This is a genomic window from Telmatospirillum sp. J64-1 (assembly GCF_006980715.1).
GTDB lineage: Bacteria > Pseudomonadota > Alphaproteobacteria > Rhodospirillales > Magnetospirillaceae > Oleiliquidispirillum > Oleiliquidispirillum nitrogeniifigens.
In genome coordinates, this window is sequence record NZ_SBHN01000023.1 from 41,575 (window position 1) to 60,714 (window position 19,140).

Below are 19,140 nucleotides of genomic sequence, written 5' to 3' on the forward strand. Positions count from 1 at the left end.
AATTTTGCCCCTGGCAACAACCGACGGATGCTCTTTTTGCTCGCCGGACCCAAGAAGGCTTGGCCCAAACAACCTATTCTGTTAGGGCCTTGCGGATTGTGATAGGGTTCGACCATGGCGAAACTGCGGCAGTCTATCTTCCTCGGCTGCGGCTTTCAACGCCGCCGGAGCGTTTATGTCCTCTGACCCTTGTGATACTTTTGTCCGGCCGAACCGGACCGTTGTCCTGATCGGCCTCATGGGTGCCGGAAAAAGCTGCATCGGCCGCAAATTGGCGGCCCGCCTGCACATGCCCTTCCTGGACGCCGATACCGAGATCGAAGCCGCCGCAGGCATGCCGATCACCGAAATCTTCACGCGGTTCGGCGAAGCCCATTTCCGCGAAGGCGAACGCCGCGTCATCGGCCGCCTGCTGGAAGGCAAGCCCTGCATCCTGGCCACCGGCGGCGGCGCCTTCATGGACGGCCAGACCCGCAGCCTGATCCGCGACCGGGCCATTTCCGTCTGGCTGCGCGCCGATCTCGACCTGCTGGTCAAGCGCACCGCCGGACGCGGACACCGGCCGCTGCTGAACCAGGGCGATCCGCGCCAGACCCTGGCGGCCCTCATGGAGAAGAGATATCCCGTGTATGCCCAAGCCGATATCGTCGTGGATAGTGCCGACGAAGTCCCCGAAGTCACCGTCAAGCGCGTTCTGGAAGCCCTGGCCTGCCATCAGGCGGTGACGCCATGAGCACGACCGAACTGACCGTCTCGCTGGGCGAGCGATCCTACGCCATCCATGTCGGGCGCGGCCTGATCGACCGCGCGGGCGCGCTGATGGCCCCGGTGATGCGCCAGAAGCGCGCCTTCGTGGTCAGCGACGACAACGTGGCGCCGCTCTATCTCGACCGGCTGGGCAAGTCCTTCGATGCGGCAGGCATCCGCCACGCCCATGCGGTGCTGCCGGCAGGCGAGGCGACCAAGGATTTCGCCCATCTCGAAGGCCTGCTGGACGCGATGCTGGAGGCACGCTGCGAGCGCGACACCATGATCGTCGCCCTGGGCGGCGGGGTGATCGGCGACATCACCGGCTTTGCCGCCTCGGTGCTGCTGCGCGGCGTCGATTTCGTGCAGATCCCCACCACCCTGCTGTCCCAGGTCGACAGTTCGGTGGGCGGCAAGACCGGCATCAACACCCGCCACGGCAAGAATCTGGTCGGCAGCTTCCACCAGCCGCGCATGGTCCTGGCCGATACCGAGACCCTGTCCACCCTGCCCCGGCGGGAATTGCAGGCCGGATATGCCGAGGTGCTGAAATACGGCCTGATCGACGATCCGGCCTTCTTCGCATGGCTGGAAGAGAACGGCGCGCGCCTGCTGGCGGGCGACGAGGACGTCCAGCGCCAGGCGGTGGTCACGAGCTGCGCCGCCAAGGCCCGCATCGTCGCCCTGGACGAAAAGGAAAACGGCCTGCGCGCCCTGCTCAATCTCGGCCATACCTTCGGCCATGCCCTGGAAGCCGAAGCCGGTTACGGCGCCGGCCTGCTGCATGGCGAGGCGGTGTCGATCGGCATGGTCATGGCCTTCGAGCTTTCCGCCCGCATGGGCCTGGCCCCGCGCGAGGATGTCGAGCGCCTGGTCCGCCATCTGCGCGCCCTGGACATGCCCGTCACGCCGCCCCGCCTGCCGGGGGTGGACTGGGACGCCCGCGTGCTGTTGGGGCACATGGCCAGCGACAAGAAGGTCAAGGAAGGCAAGGTCACCTTCGTCCTTGCCCGAGGCATCGGCCAAGCTTATCTCGACCGCGACGTGGACCCCGAACAAGTACTGGGCGTCCTGGCCGATTCCCTGACGACCGGCTGACGCCAAGAGACGAACACTCCCATGCTCCTCACCCTTCTGGCCGTCCTGTTCCTGCTGCTGCTGTCGGCCTTCTTCTCTGCCTCGGAAACGGCATTGACCGCGGCATCGAAGCCGCTGATGCACCAGATGGAGCAGGAGGGCGACCGGCGCGCCAGCTTCGTCAACCGCCTGCACGAGGCCAAGGACCGCATGCTGGGCACCATCCTGCTCGGCAACAACCTCGTCAACATCCTGGCCTCGGCCCTGACCACCAGCTTGCTGATCAGCCTCTATGGCGAGGCGGGCGTGGCCTATGCCACCGTCGGGCTGACGGTCGTGGTGCTGATCTTCGGCGAGATCATGCCCAAGACCTACGCCATCAACAATGCCAACAAGCTGGCCCTGATCGTGGCCCTGCCGTTGCGCATCCTGTCGGTGGTACTGGCCCCGGTGGTGGTGGTGATCGAGGTGATCGTGCGCGCCACCATGCGCCTGTTCGGCGGCAAGCAAGCGGCCAAGATGAGCCTGACCGAGGCCCTGGCCGAGCTGCGCGGCGCCATCGAATTGCACACCACCGAGGAAGTGAAGCACGAGCGCGCCATGCTGCGTTCGATCCTCGACCTGGACGAGGTCGAGGTGGCCGAGATCATGACCCATCGCCGCAACATGGTCACCATCGACGCCAGCCAGCCGGCCTCGGCCATCGTCGATCAGGTGCTGGCCAGCCCGTTCACCCGCCTGCCGCTGTGGCAGGGCGAACAGGACAACGTGGTCGGCATCCTGCACGCCAAGGCGCTGCTGCGCGCCGTGCGCGCCCATCCCGGCGACCTGGACGAGCTGGACGTGGTGTCGCTGGCCTCGCCGCCCTGGTTCATTCCCGATTCCACCAGCCTGTTCGACCAGCTTCAGGCCTTCCGCGACCGGCGCGAGCATTTTGCCATCGTGGTGGACGAATACGGCGCCCTGCTGGGCATCGTCACCCTGGAAGACATCCTGGAAGAGATCGTCGGCGAAATCTCGGACGAGCACGATATCGCCGTGCTGGGCGTGCGGCCGCAGACCGACGGCTCCTATGTGGTGGACGGCAACGTCACCATCCGCGACCTGAACCGGGAATTCGACTGGCGCCTGCCCGACGAGGAGGCCTCGACCATCGCCGGGCTGGTGCTGCACGAATCCCGGCTGATCCCGGAAGTGGGGCAAAGCTTCATGTTCCACGGCTTCCGTTTCGACGTGGTGCGCCGCCACCGCAACCAGCTGACCGCCATCCGCATCACCCCGCCGCCGCGCGACAGCCTCGAAGACAAGGCATAGGCTCCCGCTTGACCGCAATGCAGCATCTTCCCATCTGACAGCCATGCCTCTCTCACCGCCCGCAGACCGCGAACACATCCATACCCGCAAGGTCACCTGCACCGGCTATCGCCGTGCCGATGGGCTGTGGGACATCGAAGGCCACATGACCGACGTCAAGACCTACGCCTTCCCCAACAAGGATCGCGGCGGCATCGCGGCGGGCGAGCCGATCCACGAGATGTGGCTGCGCGTGACCCTGGACGACGACATGCTGATCCATGCGGTCGAGGCGGTGACCGACCATTCCCCCTTCACCCTCTGTCCGTCCATCGCCCCCAGCTTCTCCGAACTGAAGGGCCTGCGCATCGACAAGGGCTTCATGCGGGAATTGCGCAGCCGCTTCGGCGGCCGCCAGGGCTGCACCCATCTGGTGGAGCTGTTCGGCCCGCTGGCCACCACCGCCTTCCAGACCATCTATCCCCTGCGCAAGAAGCGCATGGAGACGGAGGGCAAGACGCCGCGCCCCGGCCTGCTCGACACCTGCCACGCCCTGGCCTCGGACAGCGAGGTGGTGCGGCGGGAATGGCCGGAATTCTATACGGGGCCGAAGGCCGAGGCCTGAAGCGGCGGTAACATTGCCGTCACAAGCTGCAAACTCTTGCCATTTTTTCTACTCATACTCCTCCGGCTGATCATGTAGCGGTCGGAGGGAAACGCTCATGCAGGGTATACGCGACGACCGTATCGACTTCTTTCGTGGCCTTGCCCTGGTCTTCATCTTCTGGGACCACATTCCCGGCAACGTGCTGGGCGACGTCACGATCCGTAATTTCGGCCTCAGCGATGCGGCCGAGATGTTCGTCTTCCTGGCCGGCTATGTCGCGACGCTGGCCTATCGGAACGTGCTGCTCCGCGACGGCTTCGCCGCCGCCTGCGGCCGCATCCTGCGCCGTGCCTGGACGCTGTATATCGCCCATATCTTCCTGCTGGTCCTGCTGATCGGCGCCGTATCCCTCGCCAACAGCCATGTCGAGACGCGCGATTTCGTCCAGGAGATGCATCTCGCCTATTTCGTCAGCCATCCCGAACAGGCGATGATCGAAGCGCTGACGCTGCGCTTCAAGCCGCATCTGATGGACCCGCTGCCGCTCTACATCATCCTGATGCTGGCCTTCGCGGCGATGCTGCCCTTGCTGGTGAAATATCCGCTGGCCAGCCTGGCGGCCTCCGGCGGCCTCTATGCGCTGGCTCTGCATTTCGACTGGAACCTGCCCTCCGAGACGGGCGGGGGATGGTTCTTCAATCCGCTGGCCTGGCAGTTCCTGTTCTTCCTGGGCGGCGTGGCCGCCTTGTACCGGGGCGTGCCCTTCGCCGCGCCCAGGGCGCCGAACCGCTGGCTGCTGTCCGCCGCCCTGGTCGTCCTGGCCTTGTCCGCCGCCCTGGTCTGGACCTGGGGCCGACCCGAGCTCCACGACGCGCTGATCGCGCCAACCCTGGGGCAATGGCTCTATCCCATCGACAAGACCAACTTGGACCCGCTGCGGCTGATCCATTTCCTCTCGCTGGCCTATTGCACCGCCATCCTGATTCCCCGGGGCGTCTGGCTCGATACTCCCCTGCCCCGCCAGATCCGGCTGATGGGGCGCCATTCGCTGGAGGTCTTCTGCTTGGGAGTCCTGCTGGCGCCCATCGCCGACGCCCTGTGCACCCTGGCGGGAGACGGACTGGCGGTCCAAATCACGGTCGGGCTGGCCGGGGTTGCCGTGATGACGGCCTTCGCCGCCTTGCGGGAATGGGGACGGCACATGACCGTCCGCAAGCCCGCCCAGGCCTAGCAGTCTGCGGAAAAAACCGCTGTTTTCCTCGTCATTCCGCGAAAGCGGGAACCCAGGCTGCCGCAGCATCAGTATTGAGCGCTTCGCATTTCCACAAGCCCCCACATGCCCCCCGCTTTCGCGGGGGTGGCGAGGCGGTGCAGACAGAGCCGACTTTCTCCGCAGCCTCTAGCGGATCTGCTGGCCGATGCGCAGCAGGTTGCCGCTGGGGTCGCTGATGTGGAATTCGCGCATGCCCCAGGGCTTGTCCTCCAGCCGCCCGACCGAGGTCAGTCCGGAGGCGAGGACTTCGTAGTAAAGCGCGGTGACATCGTTGACGCGGAGATAGCAGCCGGCACCATCGGCCGAGACCTGCCCCTCGGGCACCCAGAAATGCAGCTCGATCTGTCCGCGCGCCAGGACGGCATAATCGTCGTAGCGGGCCTGGAGGCCGAAACCCAGGCAGCGATAAAAGCCGACCGTTTCATCCAGGTCGAAGGCAGCCAGGATGGGAATCGCCTTGCCGTCCACCGTCGGGACCACGTCCTTCAGCCTTTTCCGCCCCAGCATATGCGTTGCGCCTCCTTCCTGGTTCTTTCTGCGACATCTGGGCAGGGCGGCGCATTGCCGCAACGGCAATGAAAGCTAACCCGCCCGCTCTCGCCCCTGCTTTTCCACCCAGGGCGATCACACCCCAATCCCACAAAAAACTTACAGTTATTGATGATTAAAAATTGTTCTATTTTTTAATTGCACAGAAACCGATCACCCTGGAGGTGTGGATGGCCGAACCGGAACGGATTCTGACTTTGACTCGGCAGGCTTCCGCCATTACCGAGAGCAAGATAGAGCGCATCAACGCCATCACCGCCAGCACGCGCATCCTGGCCCTGAACGCCATGATCGAAGCGACGCGCGCCGGCGAGGCGGGACGGGGTTTCGCCGTTGTCGCCAACGAAGTCAAGGGGGTTTCGGGCAACATCACCCTGGTTGCCAACGAATTGACGACCGAATTGCGCGGCGCCCTGCACGAGCTGGAGGAACTGGGCGCCCGTATGATCGACCAGATGCGCGGGCAGCGCCTGGCCGATCTCAGCCTCAACATGATCGAGATCATCGACCGCAATCTTTATGAACGCTCCTGCGACGTACGCTGGTGGGCGACCGACCAAGCCATCGTCGAGGCCGCCAGCAATCCCGGCCCAGCCACCTGTTCCCATGCCGCCGAACGCCTGGGCGTGATCATCAATTCTTATACCGTCTATTGCGATCTGTGGGTGGCCGGACTGGATGGCACCATCCTGGCCAATGCGCAATCCGGTCGCTTCCCCCATGTCTGCGGACGCTCGGTCGCCAAGACCGCTTGGTTCCAGGACGCCATGAAGACCGCCAGCGGCGAGGAATTCGTCGCCATGGATATCGAAGCCAACGACCTTCTGGGCGGCCAAGCCGTCGCCACCTATGCCACCGCCATCCGCGAAGGCGGCCTGACCCATGGCCCCGTGGTGGGCGTGCTGGGCATCCATTTCGACTGGACTCCCCAGGCTGCGGCGGTGGTCGAGGGCGTGCGCCTGGGCGCCGACGAGAAAAACCGCACGCGCTGCCTGCTGCTGGACCGCAATTTCCGCGTCATCGCCGCTTCCGACGGCAACGGCATCCTGCGGGAACGCTATCCTTTGGAAACCGGCGGCAAGGACATGGGCAGCTATATCAGCCCCGAGGGACAAGTCGTCGGCTTCGCCCTCACCCCGGGTTACGAAACCTATCGCGGCCTGGGCTGGTACGGCGCCATCATCCAGGACCCGCTTCCCACCCAATGACGCGAAAGGAGGGGTGCCGGGCGCCCCTCCGTCCTCAGGCTGCGGACGAAGCAGTTACCGCCCACAGCAGATCGTCGCCCCCGCGGAAGCGGCGGCCCATGTTGAGGAGCATGGAGATGTAAGCCGCTAGAAAGGGATGAAGCGGCTCCATGGACTCCCGCTTCCGCGGGAGTGACGAGAAGAGGCGTCGGGCGCCCTTCCTCTTAATCGCCTCTTAAACGCTATACGAGGAGCGACAGGACCGCTGGTCCTCCCTTCCGCAGATTCCGTTCGGCATCCATCACCGCCAGTTCAGTCTTGCGGGCCAGGGCCTCGACCTCGCGGGCTTCCGGCGTGTCCTTTCCGGCCTGCTGGCGCAGGCGCAGGGCCTGTTTCTGCATGATCGCCTTCAATTCCTTGGACAGGCGGCGCGCCAGAAGAATGAACTCCTCATCCTTGGTGGGCCGAAGGATTTTCCTTTCCTCTCCGTCCTTGTCCTTCGTTTCGGCCTGCCGGATCGCCGCCTGCGCCTCCGCCTCGGCCTTTCCGGCATTCTCCGGCCGGGAAGCGGCGGCCTGCTGTTCCGCCTGCTGCTGTCCTGAAGGCACCGACGCAGCGGAGGCCACGGTCACGCTGCCGCCCCCTTCCGCGCCATAGGCTGCGGCGGCCGAGGACAATTCCCGCGCCAGCCTCTTGGCCTGGCGGGCGATGGCCTTCGGATCGCCGAAGGAGAACATGCGCAGCATCCGGATCTGCTCCTTCAGCCGGAGCAACTTGGCCTTGGCCGCCGCCTTGCGCGTTTCCGAGGGTTTCGAGGTGGTACGACGCAGATGCTCCAGCGCCTGGAGGGCCTTTTCCGCCTTCTCGTCCCGTTCCTGGGCGAAGGGGGCGGGCTTGTCCTGCCCGGCTTGGCCGTTCCGCCAGGAAAGGGAAGGCGCGGACGCGGAATGCGCACCAAGATGAACGACCATGAAGCCTCCTGCCCTCGACCCGCTCAAGAAGGGATGATTCGGGCAAGGATACTCCACTTCCGGTCGCAAGAAAAGAATGAGAGAGGAGAGAAAAGAAGCTGGGCAGCTTTCCGGAGGGAGGTCCGGGGAGACCGAATCTCCCTCCCTGCTTCCATCCCTATTGTGCCATTTCTTGCCGGGCCGTCATTCCGCCGCCTGGGCGAGCCCTAGAGTGTGAAGAACGTCGATGGTTTCCCCGTCCGTGACCGGCATCTCCCTCAGGGAGATCGTCGTGCCGTTGTTCAATGCCGCCACAACGGTTTCGCCAGGAGCGATGATCAGGTCATCGCCGCAGTGATCGGGTTCGTTGACCTGGGCGATGATGCGCTTGGTCCCGTGACGATTGGTGATCGCGATTTCAGTCTTCATCAATCCTCCGCGGCATTCCGTCAGAAAATAGGCGGAGGCGGGACAACCCACCCCCGCCCGGAGAGAGAGGAGCGTAATGGCCTTCAAAACCCACCGCCAAAGAGAGAGAGAAGCCTGGCGGTACGGATCGCTTTTCCGCGCCGATGAGAAAACGAGGAGCGCGCTTCCGTATAATTACAGTGGGGATCGAAGACGAAGACTGAAACACTTCAGATGGCGAAAGAACGGCAATCCTTTCGGATGAAAGCGTGAAATCGTTTCTTCCCTTGCCGTTTCTTTCTTACGCCGCCTTTTGACCGCTCTCGCCCACCAATTCTACTATATCGCGCATGATCGCCGTCAAATCGTAATCCTTGGGGGTGTAGATGCGCGCGCATCCCGCCGCCCGCAGGGTCTTCTCGTCCTCGGGCGGAATGATGCCGCCCGCCACCACCGGGATGTCGCCCAGCCCCGCCTTGCGCATGCGGTCCAGCACTTCGGTGACCAAGGGCACATGGCTGCCCGACAGAATGGACAGCCCGACCACGTGCACGCCTTCTTCCAGGGCGGCATTGACGATTTGGGCCGGGGTCAGGCGGATGCCTTCATAGACCACTTCCATGCCCGCATCGCGCGCACGCACGGCGATCTGCTCGGCCCCGTTGGAATGGCCGTCCAGGCCGGGTTTGCCCACCAGCATCTTGATGCGGCGGCCAAGCTGGGCGGAGATTTCCTCGACCCGGCCCTGCACCGCCTTCATGTCGTCGCGTCCGGCATGCGAGGCGGCACGGCCCACCCCGGTCGGGGCGCGGTATTCGCCGAAGATCTCGCGCAGGAGACCCGCCCATTCGCCGGTGGTGACACCGGCATGGGCGCAGGCGATGGAGGGTTCCATGATGTTGCGGCCTTCCTGGGCGGCAGCACGCAGCTCGGCCAGGGCCTTCTCCACCGCCTGGCCGTCGCGGCTGGCCCGCCAGGCCTTCAGGCTTTCGATCTGGGCCTGTTCGGCGGCGGGATCGACGGTCAGGATGGAGCCTTCGCCCGTGGTCAGCGGGCTGGGTTCGGCATCGGTGAACTTGTTGACGCCGACGACGATCTGCTCGCCCCCCTCGATGGCGGCGATGCGGCGGGTATTCGATTCCACCAGCTTCTGCTTCATGTAGCTGGATTCCACCGCCGCGATGGCGCCGCCCATGGCATCGATGCGGGCCAGTTCCTCGCGCGCCAGCAGCTTCAACTCCTCGACCTTCTCAGCGATCACGCGGGAACCGTCGAAGATATCGCCATATTCCAGCAGGTCCGTCTCGAAGGCGACGATCTGCTGCAGGCGCAGCGACCATTGCTGGTCCCAGGGACGCGGCAGGCCCAGGGCCTCGTTCCAGGCGGGCAGCTGTACGGCGCGGGCACGGGCATCCTTGGACAGGGTGACGGCCAGCATCTCCAGCAGGATGCGGTAGACGTTGTTTTCCGGCTGCTGCTCGGTCAGGCCCAGGGAATTGACCTGCACGCCATAGCGGAAGCGGCGCATCTTGGCGTCCTCGATGCCGTAGCGCTCGCGGCAGATTTCATCCCACAGCTGGGTGAAGGCGCGCATCTTGCACATTTCGGTGATGAAGCGGATGCCCGCATTCACGAAGAAGCTGATGCGCCCCACCACCTGGGCGAAATCGGCCGGAGGCACCTGGCCCGAGGCCTGGACCGTGTCCAGCACCGCCTGGGCGGTGGCCAGGGCGAAGGCCAGTTCCTGTTCCGGCGTGGCGCCTGCCTCCTGCAGGTGGTAGGAGCAGACGTTCATCGGATTCCATTTCGGCACCTCCTTGTAGGTGAAGGAGATGACGTCCGCCGTCAGGCGCATCGAGGGCTCGGGCGGGAAGATGTAGGTCCCGCGCGAGAGATATTCCTTGATGATGTCGTTCTGCGTGGTGCCCGCCAGCGAGGAACGCGCCGCGCCCTGGCGCTCGGCCACCGCGATGTAGAGCGACAGCAGCCAGGCCGCCGTCGCGTTGATGGTCATCGAGGTGTTCATCCTGTCCAGGGGAATGCCCTCGAACAGGGTTTCCATATCGCCGATATGGCTGACCGGCACCCCGACCTTCCCCACCTCGCCCCGCGCCAGGACATGATCGGAATCATATCCCGTCTGCGTCGGCAGGTCGAAGGCGACCGACAGGCCGGTCTGGCCGCGCGAAAGATTCGTGCGGAACAGCTTGTTGGTTTCGGCGGCCGAGGAATGGCCGGAATATGTACGGAAAAGCCAGGGCTTTTCGCGCGAAGGTATATCCTTTCGGGGTTCGGCGGCGGGGGTGGGGATCATCCTATAACTCCACGAAAGCGAATACTTCAGCGGTCGTATGCTACCTATTGTCGCCAGATGGCGACAAAAAATTACTTAGTACCTTGCCTGTGCGAAATAAACTATCATTTTGTGCATTGCGAAGAAAGGGGCAAAACGCTACAAGAGAGCGAGAAGTCCCGGCAGCTCACAGCCTGTGGGATTGAGATTGGGGTGTCGTGCGGCGTCTTCCAGCCTTTGGCGGGCGCCCTCGACCAAGGAAGGAGAATCGGCATGAGCGAAGCGGCGCAAATGGTCGAACCCCGGCCCGGCCAGGCGAAGAAGGATCTCTACGAGATCGGCGAGATTCCCCCGCTCGGCCATGTCCCGAAGCAGATGTATGCCTGGGCGATCCGGCGCGAGCGCCATTGCACGCCCGACACGGCCATGCAATGCGAAGTGGTCGAGACGCCCGAGATCGACAGCAACGAAGTGCTGGTCATGGTCATGGCCGCAGGCGTCAACTACAACGGCGTCTGGGCCTCGCTCGGCAAACCCATCTCTCCCTTCGACTACCACAAGGCGCCCTACCATATCGCCGGTTCGGATGCCTCGGGCATCGTCTGGAAGGTCGGCAGCAAGGTGAAGCGCTGGAAGGTCGGCGACGAGGTCGTGGTGCATTGCAACCAGACCGACGGCGACGACGAGGAATGCAATGGTGGCGACCCCATGTTCTCGCCCAGCCAGCGCATCTGGGGCTACGAGACGCCCGACGGCTCCTTCGCCCAGTTCACCCGCGTCCAGGCCCAGCAATTGATGCACCGCCCCAAGCATCTGACCTGGGAGGAATCGGGCTGCTACGTCCTGACGCTGGCGACCGCCTACCGCATGCTGTTCGGCCATCGCCCGCATATCCTGCGGCCCGGCCAGAACGTGCTGGTCTGGGGCGCTTCGGGCGGGCTGGGCTCGATGGCCATCCAGCTGATCGCGACGGCGGGCGCCCATGCCATCGGCGTGATCTCGGAAGAGGACAAGCGCGACTTCGTGATGGGGCTGGGCGCCAAGGGCGTGCTGAACCGCAAGAACTTCAACTGCTGGGGCCAGTTGCCCGATGTCGACGGCGACCCCGCCGTCTTTGCCGATTACATGAAACGGGTGCGCGAATTCGGCAAGGCGATCTGGGAGATCACCGGCAAGGGCAACGACGTCGACTTCGTCTTCGAACATCCCGGCGAGGCCACCTTCCCGGTGTCCTGCAACGTCGTCAAGCGCGGCGGCATGGTGGTGTTCTGCGCCGGCACCACCGGCTTCAACCTGACCTTCGACGCCCGCTTCGTGTGGATGCGCCAGAAGCGCATCCAGGGCAGCCACTTCGCCAACCTGCTGCAATCGGCCCAGGCCAACCAGTTGGTGATCGAACGCCGCATCGACCCCTGCATGTCCGAGGTCTTTGCCTGGGACGACATCCCGGCCGCGCATATGAAGATGCTGCGCAACGAACACAAGCCCGGCAACATGGCCGTCCTGGTCCAGGCCCGAGTCCCGGGCCGCCGCACCATCGAGGAATGCATCGAGGGCTGATGTTTTGTGAAGAATCGTAAAGAAACGCTTTTGGCCCGCCTGCACCTTTCGAGACGCCGCTTCGCGGCTCCTCAAGATGAGGCTAATTGTCAGAGAAAGACACCTCACCCTGAGGAGGCCCGCAGGGCCGTCTCGAAGGATGCCTGGCGCTCAATCGTTTCTTTCACAAGCTCTGTCCGCGCAAACCAGTAAGGGGCCGGAGGATGCTTCCGCCCCACCCGCCTTTCCATCGGAGACCACACCCATGAATGCCATCGCTCCGCAGGATGTGCTTCTCGCCGACCTTCTGCCCCTTTGTGCCTCCGCCCTCGGCTCCATCCGCAAAGTGCAGGATGCGGCCAAGCAGGGCGTGCTCCAGCTCGTGGCGCCGCAAGGAAAGATCGACGGCGCCCTGCTGGAGGCCAACCAATTCGCCGCCCATGGCTATGCCTGGCTGGCGACCTATGTGGAAGCCCTGGCGCAGATGCTGGGCTGGGCCGAGCGCCTGAAGGAAGAGGGCAAGCTGGGCGAGTTGGAAAGCCTGATCCTTCAGGCCGCCTATGGCGAATATCTCGACCAGATCTTCGGCGGCATCCCCATGAGCCAGGGCGAAGTGGTCCGCCCCGCCGATTTCGGCATCGCAGCCCCCCAGCGCCACAAGCTCAGCAGCCCGGAAATCGCGGCCCTGCGCGAGAACGGCAATACCGCCGCCGTGCGTAACCGCATCGCCGAACTGGCCGCCGACGGCAATTTCGGCGCACTGGGCCTGGGCGACGAGACGCTGGAGATGATTCGCGACCAATTCCGTCGCTTCAGCGAGGAACAGGTCATCCCCCATGCCCATGAATGGCACCTGAAGGACGAACTGATCCCGCTTGACGTGGTCGAGCAGGTCGCCGAGATGGGCGTCTTCGGCCTCACCCTGCCCGAGGAATATGGCGGGCTTGGCATGGGCAAGACCGCCATGTGCGTGGTCACCGAGGAACTCTCGCGCGGCTATATCGGCGTCGGCAGCCTGGGCACCCGGTCGGAAATCGCGGGCGAACTGATCCGCCTGGGCGGTACCGAGGAGCAGAAGCGGCATTACCTGCCCAAGATCGCCTCGGGCGAGATCCTGCCCACCGCCGTCTTCACCGAGCCCAATACCGGCTCGGACCTCGGCTCCCTGCGCACCCGCGCGGTCAAGGAAGGCGACGTCTACAAGGTCACCGGTGCCAAGACCTGGATCACCCATGCCGCCCGCACCGACATGATGACCCTGCTGGTGCGCACCGATCCCGACAGCAAGGATTGGCGCGGCCTGTCCATGTTCCTGGCCGAAAAGCCGCGCGGCACCGACGAGGATCCCTTCCCCGCCCAGGGCATGACCGGCGGCGAGATCAAGGTGCTGGGCTATCGCGGCATGAAGGAATACGAGTTGGGCTTCGACGGTTTCGAAGTGCCCGCTGCCAACCTGCTGGGCGGTGTCGAGGGCCAGGGCTTCAAGCAGCTGATGGAAACCTTCGAATCGGCCCGCATCCAGACCGCCGCCCGCGCCGTCGGCGTGGCCCAATGTGCCATGGAAACCGGGATGCGCTACGCCCAGGAACGCATCCAGTTCGGCAAGCCGCTTTACGCCTTCCCCCGCGTCTCGGGCAAGCTGGCCTGGATGATCGTGGAAATCATGATCGCCCGCCAGCTCACCTATTTCTCGGCGCGCCAGAAGGACAGCGACAAGCGCTGCGACATCGAGGCCGGCATGGCCAAGCTGCTGGGCGCCCGCGTCGCCTGGTCCTGCGCCGACAACGCCCTGCAGATCCACGGCGGCAACGGCTATGCCGAGGAATACCCGATCAGCCGCATCCTCTGCGATGCCCGCATCCTCAACATCTTCGAGGGCGCGGCGGAGATCCAGGCCCAGGTCATCGCCCGCGGCTTGCTGGGGCGGTGACCTGACCAGGGGAGCGGCATTCGAGGGGGGAGCCGCTCCCCTGCACCAACCCCCTGGTGCCGCCGGAGAATCCGCCCCATATTCGGGCGATGACCGAAGCAGCCCTCGATGTCCGCGACCTGACCAAGTCCTTCGGGCCTGTCCAGGCGGTGCGCGGCCTGTCCTTTTCCGTGCCCGCAGGCTCCACCACGGCCCTGCTGGGCGGCAACGGCGCGGGCAAGACCACCACCATTTCCATGCTGCTGGGGCTGCTGCTGCCGAGTTCGGGCAGCATCCGCGTGCTGGGTGAGGACATGGTACGCCACCGCCACCGGGTGCTGCCGCGGCTGAATTTCTCCTCGCCCTATGTCGACCTACCCCATCGCCTGAGCGTGCGCGAGAATCTGGTCGTCTACGGCCATCTCTACGGCATCCGCAACCTTAAGCAGCGCATCGCGCAACTGGCCGAGGAACTGGACCTGACGGACCTGCTGAAACGCCCGGCGGGCAAGCTGTCGGCGGGGCAAAAGACGCGGGTGGCGCTGGCGAAGGCCCTGCTGAACGAGCCTGATCTGCTGCTTCTGGATGAGCCCACCGCCTCGCTCGACCCCGATACCGCCGATTGGGTCCGCGGCTGGTTCCAGGCCTATCAGCAACGCACCGGCGCGACGATCCTGCTGGCCTCGCACAACATGACCGAGGTCGAGCGCATGTGCGACAACGTGCTGATGATGCGTGCCGGAGAGATCGTCGATCAGGGATCGCCCCAGGACCTGCTGTCGCGCTATGGCCGCGAGACCATGGAGGACGTCTTCCTCGACATCGCCCGCTCGCGCCGCAAGGACGAGGCCGTGCAATGACCCGGCAGGTCCGCCATCATGCCAGCACTTGGTCGGGCTTCTCGCCCCGACGGGTCTACGCCCTGGTGCTGCGCCATGTCTTCGTGCTGCGCGGGTCCTGGCCCCGCCTTGTTGAGATGGCCTATTGGCCCACCGTGCAGATGGTCATGTGGGGCTTCATCACCCAGTTCTTCGCCGGCCATTCCGACTGGGTGGCGCAGGCAGCCGGCGTACTGCTGGCCGCCGTGCTGCTGTGGGACGTGATGTTCCGGGGCAATCTGGGCCTGTCGCTGTCCTTCATGGAAGAGATGTGGTCGCGCAACCTGGGCCATCTGGCGGTCAGCCCCCTGCGCCCCGGCGAGATGGTCGTCGCCCTGATGACCATGAGCCTGCTGCGCACCACCATCGGCCTGCTGCCCGCCGCCCTGCTGGCGATCCCGCTCTATCACTACAACATCTTCACCCTGGGCCTGCCGCTGGTCGCCTTCTTCGGCAATCTGCTGGTCACCGGCTGGGCGGTGGGGCTGGCCGTTTCCGCCATGGTGCTGCGCTTCGGCCTGGGCGCGGAAAGCCTGGCCTGGGCGCTGATCTTCGCCCTGGCGCCGTTGAGCGGCATCTACTATCCAATCGAGGTGCTGCCGCACTGGCTGCAACCCGTCGCCTGGGCGCTGCCGGCCTCCCACGTCTTCGAAGGCATGCGCTCGGTCCTGTTCGGCCACGGCTTCCGCTGGGACCTGCTGTTCAACGCTGTGGCGCTGAACGCCCTCTATCTCGGCAGCGCCACAATCCTGTTCCTGTGGGTCCACCACATCGCCCGCAAGCGCGGCCTGCTGCTGAATATGGGCGAATGACTAAAAGATCAGGCTGAGCAGCCCGACCACGACGATCAGGCCGATCAGGAAAATGATGAGAACGGTGCGACCGAGGCAACCGAACATCGTTACCTCCTCGACATCAGAACAGCGAGACGAGAAGCGCGATCAATCCGATCACGACCAGCAGCCCGATCACGAAAATCGCCAGCGCCGTCTTACCGATGAATTCGAACATCCGAGCCTCCTTCCTTTGGAGCGGCCAAGCGCGCGGAGGCGCGCACTTGGACAGGGCGCAAAAATCTTCCCGGAGCGTGAGGCAGCGTCCCTGCATCACGTTCTAGAAAGTGAACGCACGGCAACCCGGAAAGGTTCGGAGGTTTTGCTTCGGCGGAAGCTGGATCAGCGCTGGGCTATCCGCGCCACGGTAGCCGTGGTCGAGAAACCGGCCTGCAATTCGGCCAGCACCACGCGCCCGCCCCAGCCCTGGACCAAGTCGGCGCCGACCACCTTGTCGATGGTGTAGTCCGCCCCCTTGACCAGCACGTCGGGGCGCAAGCCCTCGATCACCCGCAAGGGGGTATCCTCGCCGAAGATCACTACCGCATCAACCGAGGACAGCGAGGCCAGCACGGTGGCGCGGGCGGCTTCCGACTGGACGGGACGCTGGGGGCCCTTCAGGCGCGAGACGGAAGCATCGGAATTCAGCCCCACCACCAGCCGGTCGCAGGCGGCCCGGGCCTGGGCCAGCAGCGAGACATGGCCGGGATGCAGCAGGTCGAAGCAGCCATTGGTGAAGCCCACGCGCAGGCCCTTGCGGCGCCATTGCGCGATGCGGTCCTTCGCCGCTTCCAGGGTCAGCACCTTGCTTTCGGCGCTGGTGAGATCGCTGTGATGCAGGGCGGCGATAAGATCGGCGGCATAGGCGACGGCGGTCCCGACCTTGCCGACCACGATACCGGCGGCGGTATTGGCGAGCCGCGCCGCATCCTCCAGCGGCACGCCCGCCGCGACGGCGGCGGCGACGGTGGCGATCACCGTGTCCCCGGCGCCCGAGACGTCGAAGACCTCGCGCGCTTCGGCGGGCAGGTGGCGCACCGCGCCGTCCTCGGTCACCAGGGTCATGCCGTCCTGGCTGCGAGTGACCAGCACGGCGGGGACCTCGCAGCTGGTCATCAGCCAGCGCGCCGCCGTGACGATGTCGTCATCGCTGCCGACCGGCATCTTGGTCGCCTCGGCCAGTTCCTTGCGGTTGGGCGTCAGCAGGCTGGCGCCGCGATAGATGGTGTAGTTAGTGCCCTTAGGATCGACAATCACCGGCTTGCCGGCAACACGGGCGGCGGCGATCAGCCGTTGCAGCACGGTCGGAGAGAAGACACCCTTGCCGTAATCCGACAGCAGCAGGACCGAAGCCTCGCCCACCAGCCGCTCGACATGCTGGATCAGCTGCTCGCGCGTATGTTCCGACAGCGGCGCCGAGGTTTCCTGGTCGGCCCGCAACAATTGCTGGCTGCCCGCGACATAGCGGATCTTCACCGTAGTCTGCCGCCCCTGCTCCACCACCAGGCAGGGATCGACATCGGAATGCTCGCCGACCAGCCCGGCCAGGTCGCGCCCCGCCACGTCGTCGCCGATCACCGAGACGAAAGCCGGTGCCGCCCCCAGGGCCACCAGATTGCGCACCACGTTGCCGGCACCACCCAGCATGGTGCTGTCGCGCTGGATGCGCAGCACGGGGATCGGCGCCTCGGGGGAAATGCGCTCCACCTCGCCATAGACGAAGCGGTCGAGCATCACATCCCCGACGCAGAGCACGGCGGCCCCGTTCAGATTTTCCACATGGGCGGCAAGCAGGGACTGGTCGGTCATGAAATCGGGTCCTTCGGCAAGCGCGGCAAAGCAGCCGGCTTGCCCTAGCGCAACTGACGCTTCCGCGCAAGCGGAAGGGTGCAGGAAAGACGTAAAGAGAGGGTTACCGGTCCGCCAGAACCCGTTCCAGCGGCAGCATGATCGTCACGGTCGTGCCCCGGCCGACCGTGCTGGACAGGTTGAGCCGCCCACCATGCAATTCGATGAAGCGGCGCGCCAAGGGCAGGCCCAGGCCGGTGCCGCGTTCCCCGCTGAGGGCACTATTGCCCGCCTGCCCGAAGGGCTCCAGCACGGTGGCGATCTTGTCGGCGGGAATGCCCATGCCGTTGTCCCGCACCTCCAGGCACAGCATCCCGTCCTCATGGCGCATTCCCAGCACCACGCAGCCGCCCGGCGGCGTGAACTTGACGGCATTGGACAGAAGGTTCAGCAGCGCCTGGCGCAGCAGCCGCACATCCCCCCGCACCGCGGGCATCCGTTCGGGCAGGTCGCGCTGCAGGCTCACCCCGCCGCGCGCGGCCCGATCGGCCAGCATCGACAGGACATGGCGGATTTCCTCGTCCAGATCGACCCGTTCCTCGTGCAGTTCCATGCGCCCGGCTTCGATCTTGGACAGGTCCAGGATGTCGTTGATCAGCCCCAGCAGATGCTGCCCCGAGAAATGGATGTCGGCGGCATATTCGGCATAGCGGGCATGCCCCAGCGGACCGAAGAACTGCCCCGTCAGCACTTCCGAGAAGCCGAGGATGGCATTGAGCGGCGTGCGCAATTCGTGGCTCATATTGGCCAGGAAATCGGACTTGGCGGCATTGTTCCGCTCGGCCCGGGCCTTGGCCTCGGTTAGTTCCTGCTCCAGGCGCTTATGCTCGCTGATGTCCTGGACCAGCGTGAAATATCCCAGCACCCGTCCGTCGGCACTGACATGCGGCACCAGATTGGCGCAGTACCAGCTTTCGCCGTCCACCTGTGAGATGCCCTCGAACCGCGCCGGATGCCCCGCCAGCACCCTGTCGACATCGGGCTTGATACGGTTATAGACGGTTTCGCCCAGCAGATCGGACAGGCGCTTGCCGACGATATCCTCGGCCGGCAGGCCGTAGAATTCCTCGTAGCGGCGATTGACGAACTGGAAGATTTCGTCGGCATCCACATAGGAAACCAGGGCCGGTACGGAATCGGCGATCAGCCGGATCCGTTCGGCGGCCAGCAGGGCCTCTTCCTCGGCCAGCTTGCGGTCGGTGATGTCCACATGCATCACCAGCGCCCCCTGCAGCACCCGTTCCGTGCCGTCCCCTTGCGTGCCCGGCAGCCTTTTGCGATGCAACGGGGAGACATAGCAGCGGAACCAGCGCCTCACCGGACCGGCGAGGAAAGCGTATTCCATCTGGTAATTCGCCAGAAGGCCGTCCAGGACCGAGCGGACCCCCTGGACGATCTCCTCCGCCTCGGCGGGATCATTCCTCATGATCGCGGCATAGAGGGAAAGATAATCGGCACCCACGCCGGAAAGGGCCGGGTCGATGCCGTTGAGGGCGGCAAAGCGGGTCCAGGCGGCATTGACGGCGAGAACCGTGCCTTTGCGGTCAAGGACAGCCACATGGGCCGGCACGGCATCGAGGAAATCGCCAAAGGCGCCCTCGTCCAGCACCATGCCCAGTGCCTCGCCTGCAACGTCCGTCGGCAGGAAACGTAGCGACGACATTTTTCCCTCAAATAGCCTCCAGGCCATCCCCGCAGACAGTATGGCCGGATAGAACCTATTAACATAGAAGGAAAAATCGTGCCACC

At 64.8% G+C, this 19,140-nt stretch carries 16 protein-coding genes; 10 read left to right on the forward strand and 6 right to left on the reverse strand.

Annotated features, from left to right (window positions below; all coding sequences use genetic code 11):
* The first annotated feature begins 238 nt into the window (after positions 1–238).
* From EPD66_RS19165 to EPD66_RS19185, 5 genes are all read left to right on the forward strand, one after another.
* Positions 239–733, forward strand: a complete 495-nt coding sequence (locus tag EPD66_RS19165) for a shikimate kinase (protein ID WP_370511901.1) — start codon at positions 239–241, stop codon at positions 731–733.
* Positions 730–1,845: a 3-dehydroquinate synthase gene (gene aroB / locus EPD66_RS19170; protein WP_142850131.1), complete on the forward strand. Its 1,116-nt coding sequence runs from the start codon at positions 730–732 to the stop codon at positions 1,843–1,845. Before EPD66_RS19165 ends, aroB begins: the two co-directional genes overlap by 4 nt.
* Before the next feature lie 21 nt (positions 1,846–1,866).
* Complete coding sequence (locus tag EPD66_RS19175; RefSeq protein WP_142850132.1) at positions 1,867–3,138, forward strand: HlyC/CorC family transporter; 1,272 nt, start codon at positions 1,867–1,869, stop codon at positions 3,136–3,138.
* Positions 3,139–3,181: 43 nt separating this feature from the next.
* Positions 3,182–3,742, forward strand: a complete 561-nt coding sequence (locus EPD66_RS19180) for a DUF2889 domain-containing protein (RefSeq protein WP_142850133.1) — start codon at positions 3,182–3,184, stop codon at positions 3,740–3,742.
* Between the two features lie 97 nt (positions 3,743–3,839).
* Positions 3,840–4,955 carry an OpgC family protein gene (locus EPD66_RS19185; protein ID WP_142850134.1) on the forward strand — a complete coding sequence of 372 codons (1,116 nt, stop codon included), beginning with the start codon at positions 3,840–3,842 and terminating at the stop codon, positions 4,953–4,955.
* A 168-nt stretch (positions 4,956–5,123) separates the two neighbouring features.
* On the opposite strand, the gene EPD66_RS19190 is transcribed toward EPD66_RS19185, so the two are convergent.
* A complete protein-coding gene (locus EPD66_RS19190; RefSeq protein WP_142850135.1) occupies positions 5,124–5,504 on the reverse strand; it encodes a VOC family protein in 381 nt (126 codons plus the stop codon).
* 212 nt (positions 5,505–5,716) lie between these two features.
* Between EPD66_RS19190 and EPD66_RS19195 the strand changes: the two genes are divergently transcribed.
* Positions 5,717–6,754 (forward strand): methyl-accepting chemotaxis protein, encoded by a 1,038-nt coding sequence (locus tag EPD66_RS19195; protein ID WP_142850136.1) that lies wholly within the window; start codon positions 5,717–5,719, stop codon positions 6,752–6,754.
* 221 nt (positions 6,755–6,975) lie between these two features.
* Here EPD66_RS19195 and EPD66_RS19200 read toward each other — a convergent pair whose 3' ends face one another.
* From EPD66_RS19200 to EPD66_RS19210, 3 genes are all read right to left on the reverse strand, one after another.
* On the reverse strand, positions 6,976–7,704 hold the full coding sequence (locus EPD66_RS19200; RefSeq protein ID WP_142850137.1) for a hypothetical protein: 729 nt from the start codon (positions 7,702–7,704) through the stop codon (positions 6,976–6,978).
* Positions 7,705–7,887: 183 nt separating this feature from the next.
* Positions 7,888–8,112 (reverse strand): hypothetical protein, encoded by a 225-nt coding sequence (locus tag EPD66_RS19205; RefSeq protein ID WP_142850138.1) that lies wholly within the window; start codon positions 8,110–8,112, stop codon positions 7,888–7,890.
* Between the two features lie 280 nt (positions 8,113–8,392).
* Complete coding sequence (locus EPD66_RS19210; RefSeq protein WP_142850139.1) at positions 8,393–10,405, reverse strand: protein meaA; 2,013 nt, start codon at positions 10,403–10,405, stop codon at positions 8,393–8,395.
* Between the two features lie 252 nt (positions 10,406–10,657).
* Between EPD66_RS19210 and ccrA the strand changes: the two genes are divergently transcribed.
* The 4 genes from ccrA to EPD66_RS19230 all read left to right on the forward strand — a co-directional run bounded on the left by ccrA (position 10,658) and on the right by EPD66_RS19230 (position 15,522).
* Positions 10,658–11,944: a crotonyl-CoA carboxylase/reductase gene (ccrA, locus tag EPD66_RS19215; protein WP_142850140.1), complete on the forward strand. Its 1,287-nt coding sequence runs from the start codon at positions 10,658–10,660 to the stop codon at positions 11,942–11,944.
* Between the two features lie 244 nt (positions 11,945–12,188).
* A complete protein-coding gene (locus EPD66_RS19220; protein ID WP_142850141.1) occupies positions 12,189–13,853 on the forward strand; it encodes an acyl-CoA dehydrogenase family protein in 1,665 nt (554 codons plus the stop codon).
* A gap of 89 nt (positions 13,854–13,942) precedes the next feature.
* Positions 13,943–14,692: an ABC transporter ATP-binding protein gene (locus EPD66_RS19225; RefSeq protein ID WP_142850142.1), complete on the forward strand. Its 750-nt coding sequence runs from the start codon at positions 13,943–13,945 to the stop codon at positions 14,690–14,692.
* On the forward strand, positions 14,689–15,522 hold the full coding sequence (locus EPD66_RS19230; protein ID WP_142850143.1) for an ABC transporter permease: 834 nt from the start codon (positions 14,689–14,691) through the stop codon (positions 15,520–15,522). The genes EPD66_RS19225 and EPD66_RS19230 overlap by 4 nt, the downstream gene beginning before the upstream one ends.
* 363 nt (positions 15,523–15,885) lie before the next feature.
* On the opposite strand, the gene rfaE1 is transcribed toward EPD66_RS19230, so the two are convergent.
* Together rfaE1 and EPD66_RS19240 are read right to left on the reverse strand one after the other, a co-directional pair.
* On the reverse strand, positions 15,886–17,352 hold the full coding sequence (gene rfaE1, locus EPD66_RS19235; protein WP_142850144.1) for a D-glycero-beta-D-manno-heptose-7-phosphate kinase: 1,467 nt from the start codon (positions 17,350–17,352) through the stop codon (positions 15,886–15,888).
* Between the two features lie 103 nt (positions 17,353–17,455).
* Positions 17,456–19,054: a PAS domain-containing sensor histidine kinase gene (locus EPD66_RS19240; RefSeq protein ID WP_185961515.1), complete on the reverse strand. Its 1,599-nt coding sequence runs from the start codon at positions 19,052–19,054 to the stop codon at positions 17,456–17,458.
* Positions 19,055–19,140: the final 86 nt, after the last annotated feature.